The organism is Bacillus sp. 522_BSPC, assembly GCF_001076885.1.
GTDB lineage: Bacteria > Bacillota > Bacilli > Bacillales > Cytobacillaceae > Niallia > Niallia hominis.
Genome location: NZ_JVDT01000113.1, coordinates 20,079 through 37,238 on the forward strand (window position 1 = coordinate 20,079; position 17,160 = coordinate 37,238).

A 17,160-nucleotide genomic window follows, 5' to 3' on the forward strand; every position below is an offset into this window, starting at 1 on the left:
GGAGGGAAGTTTTCTTCTGTATATGAATAATGAATAGCAGCCAGAATTAACTTTGCAAATTTACAACCAATAAAATCAATGAAAAGCTGAAAAAAAGCAGAAATCTTATAGCAAAGGAGGAATTTTTTGTGAATACTATCTATTCTTTTTTGCCTAAATCTATTGAAAATCAAATACTCACAATCCCTCCATCTGAAAGATTAGGTATGGAAGAGATTCGAGTTCGGATAGGCAGACCTTTAGAAGTATTTATAAATGGACATTCTATCTTTTTTCCATTTATTGTTTCGAAAGAGGATGGGAACCAATTACTAAATAAAATAAGTCGATACTCGGTTTATACAATGGAAGAAGAATTGAAAAGAGGTTATATCACTGTTCAAGGTGGGCATCGTGTTGGACTTGCGGGCAGAGTTATTTTGCAAGATAGCAAAGTAAAGGCAATACGGGATGTAGCTTCTTTCAATATTCGTATTGCAAAGGAGAAGATCGGAATAGCTAATCCATACATTCCCTATTTATATGATAAAGGAAAATGGCGGCATACGATGATTATTGGACCCCCGCAGACCGGGAAAACGACCTTATTAAGAGATATAGCTAGATTAATTTCATCTGAAGAGGAGCATTCATTACGTAAGCCAGCGAAAGTAGGGATTGTGGATGAACGATCCGAAATTGCAGGGTGTATGGATGGAATACCTCAAATGACGTTTGGCCAACGCATAGATGTTCTGGATGCTTGTCCAAAAGCGGAAGGAATGATGATGATGATTCGTTCCATGAGCCCAGATGTTCTGATTGTAGATGAGGTAGGTCGAAAAGAAGATGAAGAAGCAATCCTAGAAGCTGTTAATGCTGGTATTCAATTAGTAATGACAACACATGGATCAAGCTTGGAAGAAGTAAAAAAACGACCGATGCTTTCTAGGATGATAAAAATGGGCATATTTGAACGCTATATTGAATTAAATAGAAAGAAGGGTCCTGGCACAGTAACAGCAATAAGAAATGGACAAGGCCATTTATTAATGGATGAAATGAAGGTGAAATAAATGGTGAAAATAATTGGCGCTATCTTGATTCTTGCTTCAACAAGTTGGGGTGGAATGGAATTTTCAAAACTATTAAGCCAAAGACCAAAGCAAATAAGGGCACTAAAATCAGCACTTCAATCATTAGAGGCGGAGATTATGTATGGACATACCCCCTTACATGAAGCTTCCAGAAGATTAGCAGAACAATTAAGTGATCCACTAAGTTCTTTTTTTGGAAGTTTTGCGGAGCGCTTAATCAAAGAAGATACAACTGTCAAAGAAGCGTGGAGTTTATCTTTACATGATATTTGGAAAAAAACGGCGATGAAAGATACTGAATTAGAAATCATGAAGCAATTCGGTGAAACATTAGGCAGGCACGACCGTTTTTCACAACAAAAGCAAATAATGCTTACGCTGACTCATTTAGAAAGAGAAGAAGAAGAGGCAAGAGAAATACAAGGGAAATATGAAAAAATGGTAAGAAGCTTAGGATTTCTGTCCGGTCTGCTGATTGTCATTTTATTGATGTAGTTTTTAGGAGGAGACTTTTATGGGCTTAGAGGTCGATATTATATTCAAAATCGCAGGAGTAGGAATCGTCGTAGCTTTTTTACACACAATCCTCGACCAAGTTGGCAAGAAGGAGTATGCACAATGGGTTACCTTATTTGGATTTATTTACATTCTATTTATGGTAGCGAATATTGTAAATGATTTGTTTCAAAAGATAAAAGCCGTATTTTTATTCCAAGGGTAAAGGAGGATATCATCATTGAAATTCTTCAAATAGTTGGAATTGCATTAATTTCTACTTTTTTAGCATTGGTGGTAAAAGAACAAAAGCCCAATATTGCCTTTTTATTAGTTGTGTTTGTTGGCTGTGCAATTTTCCTTTTTCTTGTTGACCAAATAGCGGCAATTATCCAAATGGTAGAAAGAATTGCTTTAAATGCAAGGGTAAACACTGTTTACGTAGAAACAATTCTGAAAATTATTGGCATCGCCTATATAGCAGAATTTGCAGTGCAAATTACTAAAGATGCAGGACAAGGTTCTATCGCATCAAAGATTGAACTAGCAGGAAAAATCTTGATTTTAGCAATGGCGGTACCAATATTGACTGTATTAGTAGAAACAATTTTAAATATGATTCCAAGTTAAGTAGGAAACCGTTTATTTCGAGGTGGAAAAATTGAAAACAAAGTTGAAAGTCGTACTACTAATAATGGCAGCTATCTTTTTTCTCTATCAACCGATTGTACAAGCCTCACCTCATGAGTCACAAGAAGTACCACAGTCAGAAGCATTAGAAGAAACAAATGAAGAAGGAGTTGATCCAACAAAACTTGTTGAATCACAATTGGAGTCATTAGATCTAAATGAATTAACGGAATTTTGGGATTCGGTTAAAACAGAATATGGTGGATTTTTGCCAGAAAGCCAAAAGGGAAGCCTATATGATTTTATGATAGGAAATAAAACTTTTGACTTACAAGGCTTTTTTCACGGCATGCTACAATTTGCATTTCATGAAATTATAGTAAATGGAAAATTATTAGGATCGTTAATCTTGCTTACTATATTTAGTGTTTTACTGCAAATGCTCCAAAACTCGTTTGAGAAAAGCTCTATTAGTACTGTCGCCTATGCGATCGTGTTTATGGTTATCATTATTCTCGCATTGAATAGCTTTCATGTAGCAATTACTTATGCTAGTGACGCAATATCGAATATGACAAATTTTATATTAGCACTAGTTCCTTTATTGCTAGGGCTTATGGCAGCTTCAGGCGGAGCCATATCTGCAGCTTTCTTTCATCCCGTTATTCTTTTTTTAATGAATACAAGTGGGATGTTAATTGAATATATTGTGCTTCCTCTATTGTTTTTATCAACTTTACTTCACGTCGTAAGCAGTCTATCAGAACAATACAAAGTTACACAATTAGCTAATTTATTACGTAATATCAGTATAGGGATCTTAGGAACTTTCTTGACTATATTTTTAGGTGTTATTTCCGTCCAAGGTGCATCGTCAGCAATAACGGATGGAATTACGATTAAGACAGCTAAATTTGTAACGGGAAATTTCATTCCGGTTATAGGCCGAATGTTTACAGATGCAACAGATACAGTTATAAATGCTTCCTTATTGTTAAAAAACACGGTTGGAATAGCAGGAGTGGTAATTCTCCTTCTACTTGTTGCCTTTCCTGCGATTAAGATTTTAATGATTTCTTTTATTTATAAATTTGCCGCAGCACTTTTACAGCCAATTGGCGGAGGACCTGTTATTAAATGCTTAGATGTTATAAGTAAGAGTGTTATCTATGTCTTTGCAGCATTAGCAATCGTTTCCCTTATGTTTTTCCTAAGTATAACAGTAATCATTGTTGCAAGTAATATAACAATGATGGTGAGGTAGAAAGGAGGGGCAAGGATGAATTTTATTACAGAGTGGGTTACAAATATAATTCTGTTTATTTTGCTAGCAACTGTTGTGGACATGCTATTGCCAAACTCTACCTTTCAGAAATATGCCAAGATGGTCGCTGGATTATTACTAATAACTGTTATATTGACACCTGTATTTAAGCTGATTTCTAGTGACTTTGAAGCTGTGTTCACTGCCAGTGCGATCGGCGAGCCAGAACAAAAAAATATGAATAATTCGATCGAATTGAAAAAAAGAGAAATACAAGCCTCACTTGATGAATATACATTAAATAAAATGGCTGTCCAATTAAAAGAGGATGCAAATGAGGAGTTGATAGCAAATTACGGAATGGAGATCAATTCGATTCAATTATCAATCGACAAAGAGAAGGATGTTGGGTTTCCTGAAAACTTAGCAGAAATGGTTATTCATATGAAAGAAAGCAAGGATCCACAAAACGTTGTGGAAGCTGTAAGCCCTGTTCGAATTGACACACAGCAACCTCTTCTTGACAAAAATGAATCGAAACAAATGGATACAGAAAGTATTGTTTCTTTTCTTTCCGAAAAATGGGAAGTACGAGATGATGCAATTGTAATTATGTACGAAGGAGGGGAGGAGGAGAAAAATGGATAACAAGGACAAAGGGCCATTAAGCTGGTTAAAAAATGTACTGTCAAATGACGGGGATGAAAAGAAAAAAGGAAAAGCCACCTATCTTGTCATCGTTGTATTGTTTGGCGTAGCCATTATGCTTTTAAGCAACATGTTTTTTAAGGACAATAATAACGCCCAAGAAGTTTCCGCATTAAGTAATGATGCTTCCTCTGAAAATGCTCAAGAAACATTTGGACAAAAAGCCGATAGCAGCAATTTAACTATTGCTGATTATGAAGAACAATACAAGGAACAAATTAAGGAAGCGATAAATGCAATAGCAGGTGTCAAAGATGCGATTGTTTATGTGAATTTAGAAGGATCTGAAAAAAAAATATATGAAAAAAATAATTCACAAACGATTCAAAAAACAGAAGAAGAAGATACACAAGGAGGAAATAGAAGCGTAGAAGAAACATCGAATGAGGAAACAGTGGTATTGGTGCCCAATGGGGATAAACAAGTTCCAATTGTAGTGGAAACGATGAAGCCTAAAATTGCTGGTGTACTCGTTGTTGCAAAAGGAGCTGAAAATATAAAAGTTAAAACAATGATTGTGGAGGCAGTTACTCGGGCGTTAGATGTTTCAAGCCATAGAGTTTCTGTACAGCCTAAACAAAACTAAGGGGGAATAATAGATGTTATTAAAAAAGCAAACAGTATGGTTATTAACGATGTTAAGTTTGGTTGTGGTATTGTCAGTCTACTATATCACATCCCCAGAATCTCGATTAAATGAACTTGCAACTAGCGAAGATGAGAATACAGAAAATGCAACAACGAATGATGCAGAGGAAGCAGCTACTGATAGTAACGGGGAAAGCACTGTTACAACAACTGATTCTGAAGCAGTATTTGAACAGATGAGACTTGATTTAATGGAACAGCGCGACAAGATGAAGGAAGAATTAGTAACCATTCAAGGTTCAAAGGATAAAACAGCAGAAGAAAAAAATGAAGCTACAGAAAAGATTAAAGAGCTTCAGGAAATTACAGATAATGAAAAGATTATGGAAAGCCTAATTAAAGCAGAAAATTATGAAGATGTGCTTGTACAGACCTCAGATGATGGTACAGTGAAGGTAACCGTAAAAGCAGAAGAATTATCCGCAGAAGCAGCGAATGAAATTGTTCAGCTTGTTCGCAAAAATATGGATGCACCAAACGCTAATGTTGCAGTAAAAATTGATCCACAATAATAATATTTGTGAAAATGAGAGATAATGAATAGTTAGCGAAACTGTAGATACTTTTTGGGAAGTGTCTACAGTTTTTTTGTAAGGCGATTGTCCAAACAATCAGGAAAATAGACAATGGAATATAAGGTGTGTAACTGGTCAGCAAATTAAGTAGAGGTGTTCAAAAAGAGAATGAAATAGAATAAATTAGGAAGAAAATAGAGCTTCTAACAGTAATTAATTTTTGCTCTTTTTACCTCTATAATAATAGTAAGCGTTTTCTTTTAATTGTACACCTTGGATTAGTTATTTTAAAAAGATAGTGGTATGATAAGTATGTAGAAAGAGAGGAGATCCCCTTTCGACTCACATAATAAAAGGAAAAAAATGAAAGTAATAGTAGCAAAAAAGTCATATTTTAAAGATGGTTGTTGAATTATCATAAGGTCTTATCGTATGATATTAGTATCTAGTCCTAAAAGAATGATTTAAGGGGTGCAATTATATGTTAAATATTTCAGAAGTAAAAGAATTAATTAAATTAATAGATGATTCTACTATTAGTAATTTTTTATATGAACAAGATGGTGTGAAAGTCGAAATCAAGAAGAGTGTTGGCGAAACAGTAGTTTCAGCGCCAGTTATTACAAAATCAATTCAACAACAAGAAGCAACAACGAAAGAAGTTGCAGTTGAAAGTGTAGTTGCAGAAACACCTGCAAAATCAATCGATGAAAACTTACATAAAATTACTTCTCCAATGGTAGGAACTTTTTATCAATCAGCTTCTCCAGACGCAGATGCGTTTGTAAAAGTAGGAGACAAAGTGACGAAAGACTCTGTTGTATGTATCGTAGAAGCGATGAAGCTATTTAATGAGATTACAGCAGAAGTAGATGGGGAGATTGTAGAAATCCTCGTTAAAGATGGAGAACTTGTAGAGTACGGAGAACCATTATTCCTAGTAAAGGCGTAACAAAGAGGGGTTTAGTCAATGATAAAAAAACTGTTAATCGCAAATAGAGGCGAAATAGCTGTCCGCATAATAAGAGCATGTCGAGAATTAGATATTCAAACTGTAGCCATTTATTCAGAAGCAGATAGTGAGGCTTTGCATGTACAAATCGCAGATGAAGCATACTGTGTTGGTCCAAAAGCTTCCAAGGATAGCTATTTGAATTTTACAAATATAATCAGCGTAGCAACATTGACTGGATGTGATGCTATTCATCCAGGATACGGATTTTTAGCAGAAAATGCTGATTTCGCTGAACTTTGCAGAGATTGCAAAATCACGTTTGTTGGCCCTAGTCCAGAGGCTATTAATAAAATGGGGACAAAAGATATTGCTAGAGAAACAATGCGTCAGGCTGGTGTTCCAATCGTACCTGGATCCCAAGGTATTATTAAAGATTTAGAAGAAGGAATTACTTTAGCGAAAGAAATAGGTTATCCAGTAATTATTAAAGCTACGGCAGGTGGCGGTGGTAAGGGTATCCGTGTTGCTAAAACAGAAGAAGAACTAGTTAAAGGAATAAATATTACCCAACAAGAAGCTTTAACAGCCTTTGGTAATGCAGGCGTGTATTTAGAAAAATACATTGAGGATTTCCGCCATGTAGAATTGCAAGTACTTGCAGATAATTACGGAAATGTTATTCATTTAGGAGAAAGAGATTGTTCTATTCAGCGTCGATTGCAAAAACTTCTTGAAGAAACACCGTCTCCAGTTTTAACAGAAGAAATGAGAGAGAAAATGGGAGATGCTGCAGTTAAAGCTGCAGCAGCAGTTAACTACACAGGTGCAGGAACAGTAGAATTTATCTTTGACTATCAAAATCAAGCATTCTATTTCATGGAAATGAATACGCGTATCCAAGTAGAGCATCCAGTAACAGAGATGGTAACAGGTATTGATTTAATCAAAGAACAAATACTAGTTGCATCAGGCAAACCACTAGAATACAAACAAAAGGATGTTACATTTACTGGTTGGGCAATAGAATGTCGGATTAATGCAGAAAATCCTGCGAAGAATTTCATGCCTTCACCAGGGAAGATTAACATGTATTTACCACCAGGCGGATTAGGAGTACGTGTTGATTCAGCTGCTTATCCTGGTTATACGATCCCACCATACTATGATAGTATGATTGCTAAGGTAATTGCATATGGGTCAACTAGAAAGGAAGCTATTTCCCGCATGAAACGGGCGCTGAGTGAGTTTGTGATCGAAGGTGTAGATACCACGATTCCCTTTCACTTGAATCTCCTTAATCATGAAAAGTTTGTGGAAGGCAACTTCAACACAAAGTTTTTAGAAATGTATGATTTAATGAAATCAGAAGATTAAAAGGAGGAAAAGGTAATGAGCGAAACAACAAGTTTAGAAATGAACCAAGAGTATAATGGGTTAGGTAAAGTAGAAATTGCTCCTGAAGTAATTGAGGTTATTGCAAGTATTGCTGCTTCTGAAGTGGAAGGTGTAGCACAAATGAGAAGCAATTTTGCAACTGGAGTAGTGGAAAAGTTTGGTAAAAAATTACACAACAAAGGTATAAAGGTTGACCTCAGTGAAGAAGGAATAAAAGTGGAAGTATATTGCGTGATGAATTTTGGTATATCTATTCCACAAGTAGCTCAGCAAATTCAAGATAATATTCGTCAGACATTAATTAATATGACTGGACTTGTTACAGAAGAGGTTAATATTCACATTGTTGGAGTTCAGTTTGAAACAGCAAAACAAGAAGCTGAATTACAACAAGAGATGTAAAGACACAGGCAAAGGAACGATAGCATAGCGTTTAAATAGCAAAGGCTGAACAGGTAAGAGCAAAATAACTATTAATTGAGGGACTTCCTCATTAATAGTTATTACTGATAACCTGGACAGCCTTTGTTTTTGTGAAAATTACCTGTTAATAAGAACAGAATTCTAGGTTTTTTTCATGTAAGATAGAGTTTTGTTTTTATTTATGCTATTATTCATGTAGCATAGATAAAAAGGTTGAAAAACCTATGGAAGGATTTTAAAGGAGCCATAAATAATGAAAAGAAGAACTGCCAGAGAAAAGGCCTTACAGGCACTATTTCAAATTGATATTAGTGATATAGATAAGGAAACAGCAATAGAACATGTTTTAGAAGGAGAAAAATCAGATTTATACCTTACCAAATTAGTGGATGGTGTATTAAGCCATCAAGTATCTATTGATGAAACGATAAAGCAATACCTAGAAAATTGGTCTCTAGAAAGAATAGCAAATGTAGACCGTAATGTTCTTCGTCTTGCTACGTATGAAATTATGTATAGTCAAGCAGATGATGTACCTGTAAATGTAGCAATTGATGAGGCTGTAGAGATTGCTAAACTTTATGGTGATGATCAATCTGGTAGATTTGTCAACGGTGTATTATCTAAGATTAAAGCTAATCAAGAGTAGTAAGAGAAACGATGGTTTGATTAATAGTATGAATATGTGACAATTCAAATTTTGTTTCCTTCTAGAACAAAAAATTTGATATCATCCTGAATTGTTTCCTTCTATAACCTATAAACATGAACGAAAAGGGATGTGGTGTATGGATACTACACCCCTTTTTCCATCCTGTAAAAGGAGTTTTTTATAAATGGAATCACGTTATTTAACGGTACATGCATTGACTAAATACATAAAAAGGAAATTTGATGCAGATCCTCATTTGCATGAGATTATGGTAAAAGGAGAAATCTCAAATTTTAAGCAGCATTCAAGTGGTCATATGTATTTTACCTTAAAAGATGAAAAGGCGAGGATTTTGGCAGTTATGTTTGCTCGAAATAATCAGCAAATGAAATTTAAGCCGGAAAATGGGATGAAAGTACTTATTAAAGCAAGTATCACAGTTTATGAATCAAGCGGGCAATATCAAATGTATGTTTCAGAAATGCAGCCAGACGGAATAGGTCAACTTTATTTGGCTTATGAACAGTTAAGAGCAAAATTGGAACAAGAAGGCATGTTTCGCCAAGATCATAAGAAAGCCATTCCTAAATATCCCAGAACAATTGGTGTAATTACCTCTCCAACTGGTGCTGCAATAAGAGATATTATTACGACAATTAAAAGACGATATCCCATTGCAAAAATAATGATCTATCCAGCACTAGTGCAAGGAGAAACAGCGGCTCCTTCTATTGTAAAGGCTGTTCAACAAGCTAATGAACAGGATTCTCCATTGATTGATGTCCTCATAGTAGGTAGAGGTGGCGGTTCCATAGAGGAATTATGGGCTTTTAATGAAGAAATCGTTGCCAGAGCCATTTACACTTCGAATATTCCAGTAATTTCCGCTGTCGGTCATGAAACAGACTTTACTATTTGTGATTTTGTTGCTGATATGCGTGCGCCGACTCCAACTGGAGCAGCTGAGCTTGCTGTACCCCATATAGATGAACTTGTAGAGCGTATTTTGACAAGGCAAAGTCGGTTGATTAGAGGGATAAAAGAGAAAGTTGAGTTACAGAAGCTTCGTCTAAATAGAATTCAGCGTTCCTATGCATTTCGTTATCCAAAGGTATTGTATGACCAAAAAATGGAGCAGCTAGATAAACAGACAGAATTATTAACGCGTAATGTGCAAAGAGTTCTTGAACAGAAACATATGCAACAGGAATTAATACAAAAGCAGCTTGTTAGAAATCACCCTAATCATTATATCAAGAAGGCCAATCAAGATTTAGCTAGCTTACAAAAAAATCTAGTTCGTAATACGGAGCTTATTCTGCAAGCAAAAAGACAAGCTTTTCTTTCGAAAATAGGGAAGATGGATGCATTAAGTCCGCTGAAAATAATGGAAAGAGGCTATAATGTAGCATACGATCATCACGGGAAGTTAATAGCAAGTATTAAACAAGTCAAGCCTAAGGATCAGATTGAGTTAAACCTGGCTGATGGAATGGTAGAAGCAGAAATTATTGCGGTAAAGGAGAGATAGATTTTGGCAACCAATTCAGAAAAAAATCCATCTTTTGAAGAAGCGATGGAAGAATTAGAGAGAATCGTTGAAAAACTAGAAGAGGGAGACGTTCCGTTAGAAGAGGCAATTAACACGTATAAAAAAGGAATGGAGCTTTCTAAATATTGTCATGAGAAATTAAAAAATGTTGAAGAACAATTGGCTGAAGTAGTATTAGAAAATGGAAAAAAACAACCTTTTTCAATTGCTGAGGAGGAATAACGCTTGAATAATATCTCTTTGTCAGCATTTACAAGCAACTATAAGGATATATTGGAAAAGGAATTAAAGAAAAATGTAGAAAAGCTAGCAGCACCAGCTAACTTAAAAGATTCGATGCTCTATTCCTTAAACGCGGGTGGAAAAAGAATTCGACCATTACTTTTGTTTGCAACTATACAGGCGTATGGAAAAGATCCACTTATCGGGTTATTACCAGCAATAGCAATTGAGATGATACATACCTACTCCTTGATTCACGATGATTTGCCAAGTATGGATGATGACGATTTACGAAGAGGTCTACCAACAAATCATAAAGTATACGGGGAGGCAATTGCAATTTTGGCAGGAGATGCCCTACTTACCTACAGCTTTCAAATAATGGCGAATATGAAGCAACAAAATATTCCTGCAGAAACGATACTCGCGACAATCGGTCTTTTAGCAGAAGCAGCTGGTGCAGAAGGCATGGTGGGTGGACAAGTTGCGGATATTGAAGGGGAAAATAAAACCTTAAATCAACAAGAGCTTGAGCAAATCCACCTACATAAAACAGGAAAGCTACTAGAGGTTAGCATTATAATTGGTGCAAAATTAGCAGGTGCTAATAACACTGAAATAAAGCAGCTAAAGCAATTTGCTTATCATTTAGGTTTAGCCTTCCAAATTCGAGACGATATATTAGATTTAGAGGGTGATGAAGAGCTTATTGGAAAGCCAATTGGAAGTGATATGGGTAATCACAAGAGTACCTATCCAAAAATACTCACAATGGATGGAGCGAAAAGTGAATTAGATTTGCATATCAGACAAGCAAAAGGTCTTCTTGAAAGCTTGCCTATAGATAGTGCAATCTTAGAAAAGATTACAGATTTAATTGCCTATAGAAATAATTAATTATATCTTCCTTAAAACATTTAAAGGCTTTCTCGGAACTATATAGGAAAATAAGAATAGAGAATCAGATGACCAGGGTGTCTCCAGCATATTTGACAACACTTATGCATTTTATAGAAGTATAAACCTCTATATTTGTGCAAGAGGAGTGTTCCATTTGGAGGCATCCTTCTTTTTAGCGCTTCATTTCATTCATTTAACTATGTAGAATTACTACTATTATGGGGGAATGAATGGTATAATACATACTTAATAATAAGAATAAATTAGGTTTTTTTTATAAAATAAGGTATTCTAATATAAAATACAATCTTTGGCGAAAAAGAAATGAAAATGGTTAAATGGAAGGAAGATATACCAATATAGTCATTTAAGAAATATTGACTATTGGTTATAACTGAACGAAAGTGAGTTGTTACCTAATGGATTTAATGTCAATTGAAAATCCAGCATTTTTAAAAGGATTATCCAATGAGGAGCTCAAGAGCCTTAGCGAAGATATCCGTCACTTTTTAATTAATCAACTTTCTCTAACTGGTGGCCATATTGGTCCAAATTTAGGAGTAGTCGAATTAACACTTGCACTTCATAAATGCTTTGATAGTCCAAAGGATAAAATGCTATGGGATGTAGGGCATCAATCCTATGTACACAAAATTTTAACTGGTCGAGCAAAAGATTTTGATACCCTTAGACAATACAAGGGGATGAGCGGTTTTCCAAAAATGAATGAAAGTGAGCATGATGTATGGGAAACAGGCCATAGCTCCACATCTTTATCGGCAGCAATGGGAATGGCAGTAGCTCGCGATTTGAAAAAGGAAGACTCTTATATTATTCCGATTATTGGGGATGGAGCCTTAACAGGTGGAATGGCCCTTGAAGCACTTAATCATATCGGTGATGAAAAGAAAAATATGATTGTGATTCTTAATGATAACGAAATGTCGATTGCCCCAAATGTCGGTGCCCTTCATCAAGTATTGGGAAGATTAAGAACTGCTGGCAAGTATCAATGGGTTAAAGATGAATTAGAAATGCTTTTAAAGAAAATTCCTGCAGTCGGTGGTAAGATGGCAGCCACTGCTGAAAGAATTAAAGATAGTTTAAAGTATTTATTAGTGTCTGGTGTGTTTTTTGAAGAGTTAGGCTTTACTTATTTAGGGCCAGTTGATGGACATGATTTCGAAGACTTATTTGAACAATTAAATTATGCAAAGAAAACTTCTGGACCAGTATTATTACATGTAATTACGAAAAAAGGGAAAGGATTCTCTCCTGCTGAAAAAGATAAAATTGGCACATGGCACGGAACAGGTCCATATAAGATTGAGACAGGAGATTTTGTAAAGCCGACTATTACGGCACCTGCCTGGAGTAAACTAGTAAGTGATACTGTTTTGAAATTGGCGCGAACAGATGAACGAATCGTTGCTGTTACACCTGCGATGCCAGTTGGTTCAAAATTAGAATCATTTGCAAAAGAATTCCCAAATCGAATGCTTGATGTTGGAATAGCAGAACAGCATGCTGTTACATTAGCAGCTGGACTGGCAACACAAAAAATGAAGCCATTTTTAGCGATTTATTCTACATTTTTACAACGTGCATACGATCAAATGCTTCATGATGTGTGCCGTCAAAATTTAAATGTGTTTATCGGAATTGACCGTGCAGGCTTAGTCGGTGCAGACGGAGAAACGCATCAAGGGATTTATGATATTGCATTTTTACGTCATATGCCAAACTTAGTTTTAATGATGCCGAAAGACGAAAATGAAGGGCAGCATATGGTAAATACGGCAATCAAGTATAATGATGGACCAATTGCAATGCGTTTCCCTCGCGGAAATGGAATTGGGGTAGAGCTAGATTCTGCATTAAAAACGATTCCAATCGGTACATGGGAAGTGTTAAGAGAGGGATCTGACGCCGCAATCCTTACTTTTGGAACAACCATTGAAATGGCAATGGAGGCAGCAAATCAGCTGGAAGCCCAAGGCATACACGTGAAAGTCGTCAATGCGCGATTTATCAAACCATTAGATGAAGCAATGTTAACGGATTTATTAAAAAAACAAATTCCAATATTGACATTAGAAGAAGCAATTCTGCAAGGTGGATTTGGAAGTTATTGTTTAGAATATGCACACGATCATGGCTATGGCGCAAATGTAATCGATCGTATGGGAATTCCTGACCAATTTATTGAACATGGTGATGTCCATTCTTTATTAGAAGAAATTAATTTAACAAAAGAAGAAGTAGTAAATAGACTTTTAGCGATTGCAAGAAATAAACAAAAGAGGGCTTAGAGCATTCATGAAGAAAGAAAGAATAGATGTATTATTAGTGGAACAAGGTTTATTTGAAACAAGGGAAAAGGCAAAACGTGCTGTGATGGCAGGGATTGTTTATTGTGAGGAAAATAGACTGGATAAACCAGGTGAAAAAATAAATGCCGATGCTAAGCTGACAGTAAAAGGAAAGACGCTGCAGTATGTTTCAAGAGGCGGCTTAAAGTTGGAAAAGGCACTCAAAGTATTTGATGTCAACATGAAAGATAAAGTATTGCTTGATATCGGCTCTTCTACCGGAGGATTTACTGATTGTGCTTTGCAAAACGGAGCAAAGCAATCGTATGCCTTAGATGTAGGCTATAACCAATTAGCGTGGAAGCTAAGACAGGATGAGCGTGTAATTGTTATGGAAAGAACGAATTTCCGTTACGTAACTCCTGCTGATTTAGTAGGAGAAATGCCGAATATTGCTTCTATTGATGTTTCATTTATTTCTTTAAAGCTAATATTGCCTGTGTTAAAAACATTATTAGTTTCAGGCAGTGATGTCATTGCTTTAGTGAAGCCGCAATTTGAAGCGGGAAGAGAACAAGTTGGGAAAAAAGGAATTGTCAGAGATCGAAAAGTCCATGAGTCTGTTTTAGAAAAAATAATCGATTTTTCGAAAAAAGAAGGATATATCATAAAAAATCTGTCCTTTTCTCCTATAACTGGCGGTGATGGCAACATTGAATTTTTGCTTCATCTTCATTGGGATGAACGCGAGGAGAAACATGAGCATTTTTATCAAATAAAAGAGACTGTGGAAGCGGCACACGCTGAATTGAAGGCAAATAAAGAAACCGATAAATAAGCAAATGGTAGAAGGGTTTGACTACATGAAGAGAACTAGTACAATAATGCTAGTAGAAGATCTCTTATGTTGGCTAACCCTTTTTGCTGTACAATAGAAGATACAAAAGTAATGTTGTTTTATTCTTTGTTCTTGTAAAAAGGCGAACAAACACGGTAAAATAAGATAGAAGGAAAATGTCTAAAAAAATCGAATGAACGAATAAAAGGAAACAAATACTTTTATATAAAGAGCAATAAACATTATACATAATGAAATGATAACCACTATAAAGGATGGAAAATATGAATAAGGGTCAAAGGCATATAAAAATAAGAGAAATTATTACAAATAATGATATAGAAACGCAAGATGAATTAGTAGATGAATTGAAAAGTGCCGGCTATAATGTAACACAAGCTACTGTTTCAAGGGATATTAAAGAATTACATTTAGTTAAAGTGCCCCTTCAAGATGGTAGATATAAATATAGCCTTCCTGCTGACCAACGATTTAATCCATTGCAGAAATTAAAAAGAATGCTGATGGACTCCTTTGTTAAAATCGATTCAGCAGAAAATTTGCTCGTTCTAAAATCTTTGCCTGGGAATGCACAGGCCATTGGTGCATTAATTGATAATTTAGATTGGGATGAAATACTAGGTACAATATGTGGAGATGATACATGTCTAATCATTTGCCGCTCTGCTGAAGAAGGCAAGAGAATTAGCGATCGTTTTCTTGATATGCTTTAATTTGGGGGGACATTAATTGCTAAGTGAATTATCGATTAAAAATTTTGCAATCATAGATAGTCTATCCATTTCCTATAATAAAGGACTTACTGTACTAACTGGTGAGACAGGTGCAGGGAAATCCATTATCATTGATGCAATTAATTTGTTAGTTGGTGGCCGTGGTTCTGCCGAATTTGTTCGACATGGAGAAGAGAAGGCAGAAATTGAAGGATTATTTTATATAGAAGATGGTCATCCATGTTTTCGAAAAATGAATGAATTTGGAATAGATATAGATGAAGGTACAATTGTATTAAGAAGAGATATTGCGCTATCTGGTAAAAGTGTTTGTCGAATAAATGGAAAACTAATTACGATTTCTGTTTTACGAGAAATAGGGTCCACACTGATTGATATACATGGACAGCATGAACATCAGGAATTAATGGACGAAACGAAACATTTACAATTATTGGATACTTTTGCAATGGGAGAATTGGCTCCTGTTTTGGAAGAATATGAAGAAATTTATCGTTCTTATACACAAACGCAAAAAAAATTAATGAACTTAACAGAAAATGAGCAGCAAATGGCACAAAGGCTTGATTTACTGCAATTTCAGTTTAATGAAATTGAAAGTGCTCATTTGAAATTAAATGAAGATGAAGAATTGTTGGAAGAAAAAAAGAAGTTAAGTAATTTTGAAAAAATATATGATAGCATTCAAACAGGCTATACAGCTCTTAGAGGGGAACAAAAGGGCTTGGATTGGCTTGGGGAAGTAATGGGAAATATGGAGGAAGCTGCAAGCTTAGATACTGAATATAAAGATATGGCTGAATCTGTTTCCAATAGTTATTATATTTTAGAAGATATTGCAAGACAGATGCGGGGTGCTTTAGATTATTTAGAATATGACCCAGAAAGATTAAATGAAATTGAAGCAAGGTTAAATGAAATTAATACATTAAAGCGGAAATATGGCAAAACGGTATCGGAGATTTTAGAATATGCTGCTAAAATTGAAGAAGAACTAGAAACCATACAAAATAAAGAGACACATATTGATTTATTAGAGCGCGAATTAGCTTCCCTAAAAAAAGATTTATTAGTAGAAGCAAAGGAACTGCATGTTTTAAGAAGAAAAGCGGCAGAGCGTCTAACAAATAGTATTCATCAAGAACTAAAAGAGCTATACATGGAAAAAACAGTTTTTGAAGTAAGAATAAATGCTAATGAAAATAATGTCACGAAAAAAGGAATAGATGAGGTAGAATTTTATATTTCCACAAATCCTGGTGAACCTCTTAAGCCATTATCGAAAATCGTTTCTGGTGGAGAGCTATCGAGAATGATGCTTGCACTAAAGAGCATTTTCTCTAAGCATCAAGGCGTCACTTCTATAATATTTGATGAAGTAGATACTGGTGTAAGTGGAAGAGTAGCTCAAGCGATTGCCGAAAAAATTCATCATGTTTCAGTCGATTCGCAAGTATTATGCATTTCCCACTTGCCTCAAGTAGCTGCAATGGCAGATACTCATTTATTTATTGCGAAAAAAATAGAAGACGGTAGAACCTCTACATCTGTTACCCCATTGGTTCAGCAAGATAAGATAAAAGAGATAGGACGAATGATTTCTGGAGCAGAAATTACCGAATTAACAAAAAAACATGCAAAAGAACTGTTAAAATTAGCGCAAAAAGCTAAGAATAAAGTATAGACACGTAAAACCTCTGTATATGTGCAGAGGTTTTATTTTATTCTTTTTAAGAAATTGTGAAATACAGTTAATGTTGAAAAAATTGACAAAGCTATCCAATATGGGTAGGTATTTAAAATTTTTAACAGTTATAAAT

19 protein-coding genes are annotated in these 17,160 nt (G+C 35.3%); all 19 read left to right on the forward strand.

Annotated elements, in window-relative coordinates:
• Positions 1 to 128: 128 nt before the first annotated feature.
• The 19 genes from spoIIIAA (at position 129) to recN (ending at position 17,024) form a co-directional block, all read left to right on the forward strand.
• The gene (gene spoIIIAA, locus ADJ83_RS08605) at positions 129 to 1,055 is read left to right on the forward strand and encodes a stage III sporulation protein AA (protein ID WP_031535269.1); all 927 of its coding nucleotides are present in this window, start codon (positions 129 to 131) and stop codon (positions 1,053 to 1,055) included.
• On the forward strand, positions 1,056 to 1,571 hold the full coding sequence (spoIIIAB, locus tag ADJ83_RS08610; protein WP_031535267.1) for a stage III sporulation protein SpoIIIAB: 516 nt from the start codon (positions 1,056 to 1,058) through the stop codon (positions 1,569 to 1,571). It abuts the gene before it with no gap.
• 19 nt (positions 1,572 to 1,590) lie between these two features.
• Entirely contained in the window at positions 1,591 to 1,797 is a 207-nt protein-coding gene (gene spoIIIAC / locus ADJ83_RS08615; RefSeq protein ID WP_016204918.1) for a stage III sporulation protein AC, read from the forward strand.
• An 8-nt stretch (positions 1,798 to 1,805) separates the two neighbouring features.
• Positions 1,806 to 2,201 (forward strand): stage III sporulation protein AD, encoded by a 396-nt coding sequence (gene spoIIIAD / locus ADJ83_RS08620; RefSeq protein WP_031535265.1) that lies wholly within the window; start codon positions 1,806 to 1,808, stop codon positions 2,199 to 2,201.
• A gap of 31 nt (positions 2,202 to 2,232) precedes the next feature.
• Entirely contained in the window at positions 2,233 to 3,465 is a 1,233-nt protein-coding gene (gene spoIIIAE / locus ADJ83_RS08625) for a stage III sporulation protein AE (RefSeq protein ID WP_051640901.1), read from the forward strand.
• A gap of 15 nt (positions 3,466 to 3,480) precedes the next feature.
• On the forward strand, positions 3,481 to 4,113 hold the full coding sequence (gene spoIIIAF, locus ADJ83_RS08630; RefSeq protein ID WP_031535260.1) for a stage III sporulation protein AF: 633 nt from the start codon (positions 3,481 to 3,483) through the stop codon (positions 4,111 to 4,113).
• A complete protein-coding gene (gene spoIIIAG, locus ADJ83_RS08635; RefSeq protein WP_031535258.1) occupies positions 4,106 to 4,759 on the forward strand; it encodes a stage III sporulation protein AG in 654 nt (217 codons plus the stop codon). The genes spoIIIAF and spoIIIAG overlap by 8 nt, the downstream gene beginning before the upstream one ends.
• A 13-nt stretch (positions 4,760 to 4,772) precedes the next feature.
• Entirely contained in the window at positions 4,773 to 5,333 is a 561-nt protein-coding gene (locus ADJ83_RS08640) for a SpoIIIAH-like family protein (protein WP_031535256.1), read from the forward strand.
• 484 nt (positions 5,334 to 5,817) lie between these two features.
• A complete protein-coding gene (gene accB / locus ADJ83_RS08645) occupies positions 5,818 to 6,288 on the forward strand; it encodes an acetyl-CoA carboxylase biotin carboxyl carrier protein (protein WP_031535254.1) in 471 nt (156 codons plus the stop codon).
• A gap of 18 nt (positions 6,289 to 6,306) precedes the next feature.
• Entirely contained in the window at positions 6,307 to 7,665 is a 1,359-nt protein-coding gene (accC, locus tag ADJ83_RS08650; protein WP_031535252.1) for an acetyl-CoA carboxylase biotin carboxylase subunit, read from the forward strand.
• 15 nt (positions 7,666 to 7,680) lie between these two features.
• Complete coding sequence (locus ADJ83_RS08655; RefSeq protein WP_031535250.1) at positions 7,681 to 8,088, forward strand: Asp23/Gls24 family envelope stress response protein; 408 nt, start codon at positions 7,681 to 7,683, stop codon at positions 8,086 to 8,088.
• A 274-nt stretch (positions 8,089 to 8,362) separates the two neighbouring features.
• Positions 8,363 to 8,758 (forward strand): transcription antitermination factor NusB, encoded by a 396-nt coding sequence (gene nusB / locus ADJ83_RS08660; RefSeq protein ID WP_031535248.1) that lies wholly within the window; start codon positions 8,363 to 8,365, stop codon positions 8,756 to 8,758.
• Positions 8,759 to 8,945: 187 nt separating this feature from the next.
• Positions 8,946 to 10,292, forward strand: a complete 1,347-nt coding sequence (gene xseA / locus ADJ83_RS08665; RefSeq protein WP_031535246.1) for an exodeoxyribonuclease VII large subunit — start codon at positions 8,946 to 8,948, stop codon at positions 10,290 to 10,292.
• A gap of 3 nt (positions 10,293 to 10,295) precedes the next feature.
• Positions 10,296 to 10,535: an exodeoxyribonuclease VII small subunit gene (xseB, locus tag ADJ83_RS08670; RefSeq protein ID WP_031535244.1), complete on the forward strand. Its 240-nt coding sequence runs from the start codon at positions 10,296 to 10,298 to the stop codon at positions 10,533 to 10,535.
• Positions 10,536 to 10,538: 3 nt separating this feature from the next.
• Positions 10,539 to 11,432 (forward strand): polyprenyl synthetase family protein, encoded by an 894-nt coding sequence (locus ADJ83_RS08675; protein ID WP_031535242.1) that lies wholly within the window; start codon positions 10,539 to 10,541, stop codon positions 11,430 to 11,432.
• A 422-nt stretch (positions 11,433 to 11,854) separates the two neighbouring features.
• Complete coding sequence (dxs, locus tag ADJ83_RS08680) at positions 11,855 to 13,747, forward strand: 1-deoxy-D-xylulose-5-phosphate synthase (protein ID WP_031535240.1); 1,893 nt, start codon at positions 11,855 to 11,857, stop codon at positions 13,745 to 13,747.
• Between the two features lie 7 nt (positions 13,748 to 13,754).
• The gene (locus ADJ83_RS08685) at positions 13,755 to 14,585 is read left to right on the forward strand and encodes a TlyA family RNA methyltransferase (protein ID WP_031535238.1); all 831 of its coding nucleotides are present in this window, start codon (positions 13,755 to 13,757) and stop codon (positions 14,583 to 14,585) included.
• A gap of 284 nt (positions 14,586 to 14,869) precedes the next feature.
• A complete protein-coding gene (gene ahrC, locus ADJ83_RS08690; protein ID WP_031535236.1) occupies positions 14,870 to 15,319 on the forward strand; it encodes a transcriptional regulator AhrC/ArgR in 450 nt (149 codons plus the stop codon).
• A gap of 16 nt (positions 15,320 to 15,335) precedes the next feature.
• Positions 15,336 to 17,024, forward strand: a complete 1,689-nt coding sequence (gene recN, locus ADJ83_RS08695) for a DNA repair protein RecN (RefSeq protein WP_031535234.1) — start codon at positions 15,336 to 15,338, stop codon at positions 17,022 to 17,024.
• Positions 17,025 to 17,160: the final 136 nt, after the last annotated feature.

Excerpts from the sequence above, each read along its gene's own strand:
- nusB (WP_031535248.1), top strand. The coding sequence starts at position 8,363 with ATGAAAAGAAGAACTGCCAGAGAAAAGGCCTTACAGGCACTATTTCAA.
- spoIIIAC (WP_016204918.1), top strand. The coding sequence starts at position 1,591 with ATGGGCTTAGAGGTCGATATTATATTCAAAATCGCAGGAGTAGGAATC.
- accB (WP_031535254.1), top strand. The coding sequence starts at position 5,818 with ATGTTAAATATTTCAGAAGTAAAAGAATTAATTAAATTAATAGATGAT.
- ADJ83_RS08685 (WP_031535238.1), top strand. The coding sequence starts at position 13,755 with ATGAAGAAAGAAAGAATAGATGTATTATTAGTGGAACAAGGTTTATTT.
- accC (WP_031535252.1), top strand. The coding sequence starts at position 6,307 with ATGATAAAAAAACTGTTAATCGCAAATAGAGGCGAAATAGCTGTCCGC.
- spoIIIAF (WP_031535260.1), top strand. The coding sequence starts at position 3,481 with ATGAATTTTATTACAGAGTGGGTTACAAATATAATTCTGTTTATTTTG.
- xseA (WP_031535246.1), top strand. The coding sequence starts at position 8,946 with ATGGAATCACGTTATTTAACGGTACATGCATTGACTAAATACATAAAA.
- ADJ83_RS08655 (WP_031535250.1), top strand. The coding sequence starts at position 7,681 with ATGAGCGAAACAACAAGTTTAGAAATGAACCAAGAGTATAATGGGTTA.
- spoIIIAG (WP_031535258.1), top strand. The coding sequence starts at position 4,106 with ATGGATAACAAGGACAAAGGGCCATTAAGCTGGTTAAAAAATGTACTG.
- dxs (WP_031535240.1), top strand. The coding sequence starts at position 11,855 with ATGGATTTAATGTCAATTGAAAATCCAGCATTTTTAAAAGGATTATCC.
- ADJ83_RS08640 (WP_031535256.1), top strand. The coding sequence starts at position 4,773 with ATGTTATTAAAAAAGCAAACAGTATGGTTATTAACGATGTTAAGTTTG.
- ahrC (WP_031535236.1), top strand. The coding sequence starts at position 14,870 with ATGAATAAGGGTCAAAGGCATATAAAAATAAGAGAAATTATTACAAAT.
- spoIIIAB (WP_031535267.1), top strand. The coding sequence starts at position 1,056 with ATGGTGAAAATAATTGGCGCTATCTTGATTCTTGCTTCAACAAGTTGG.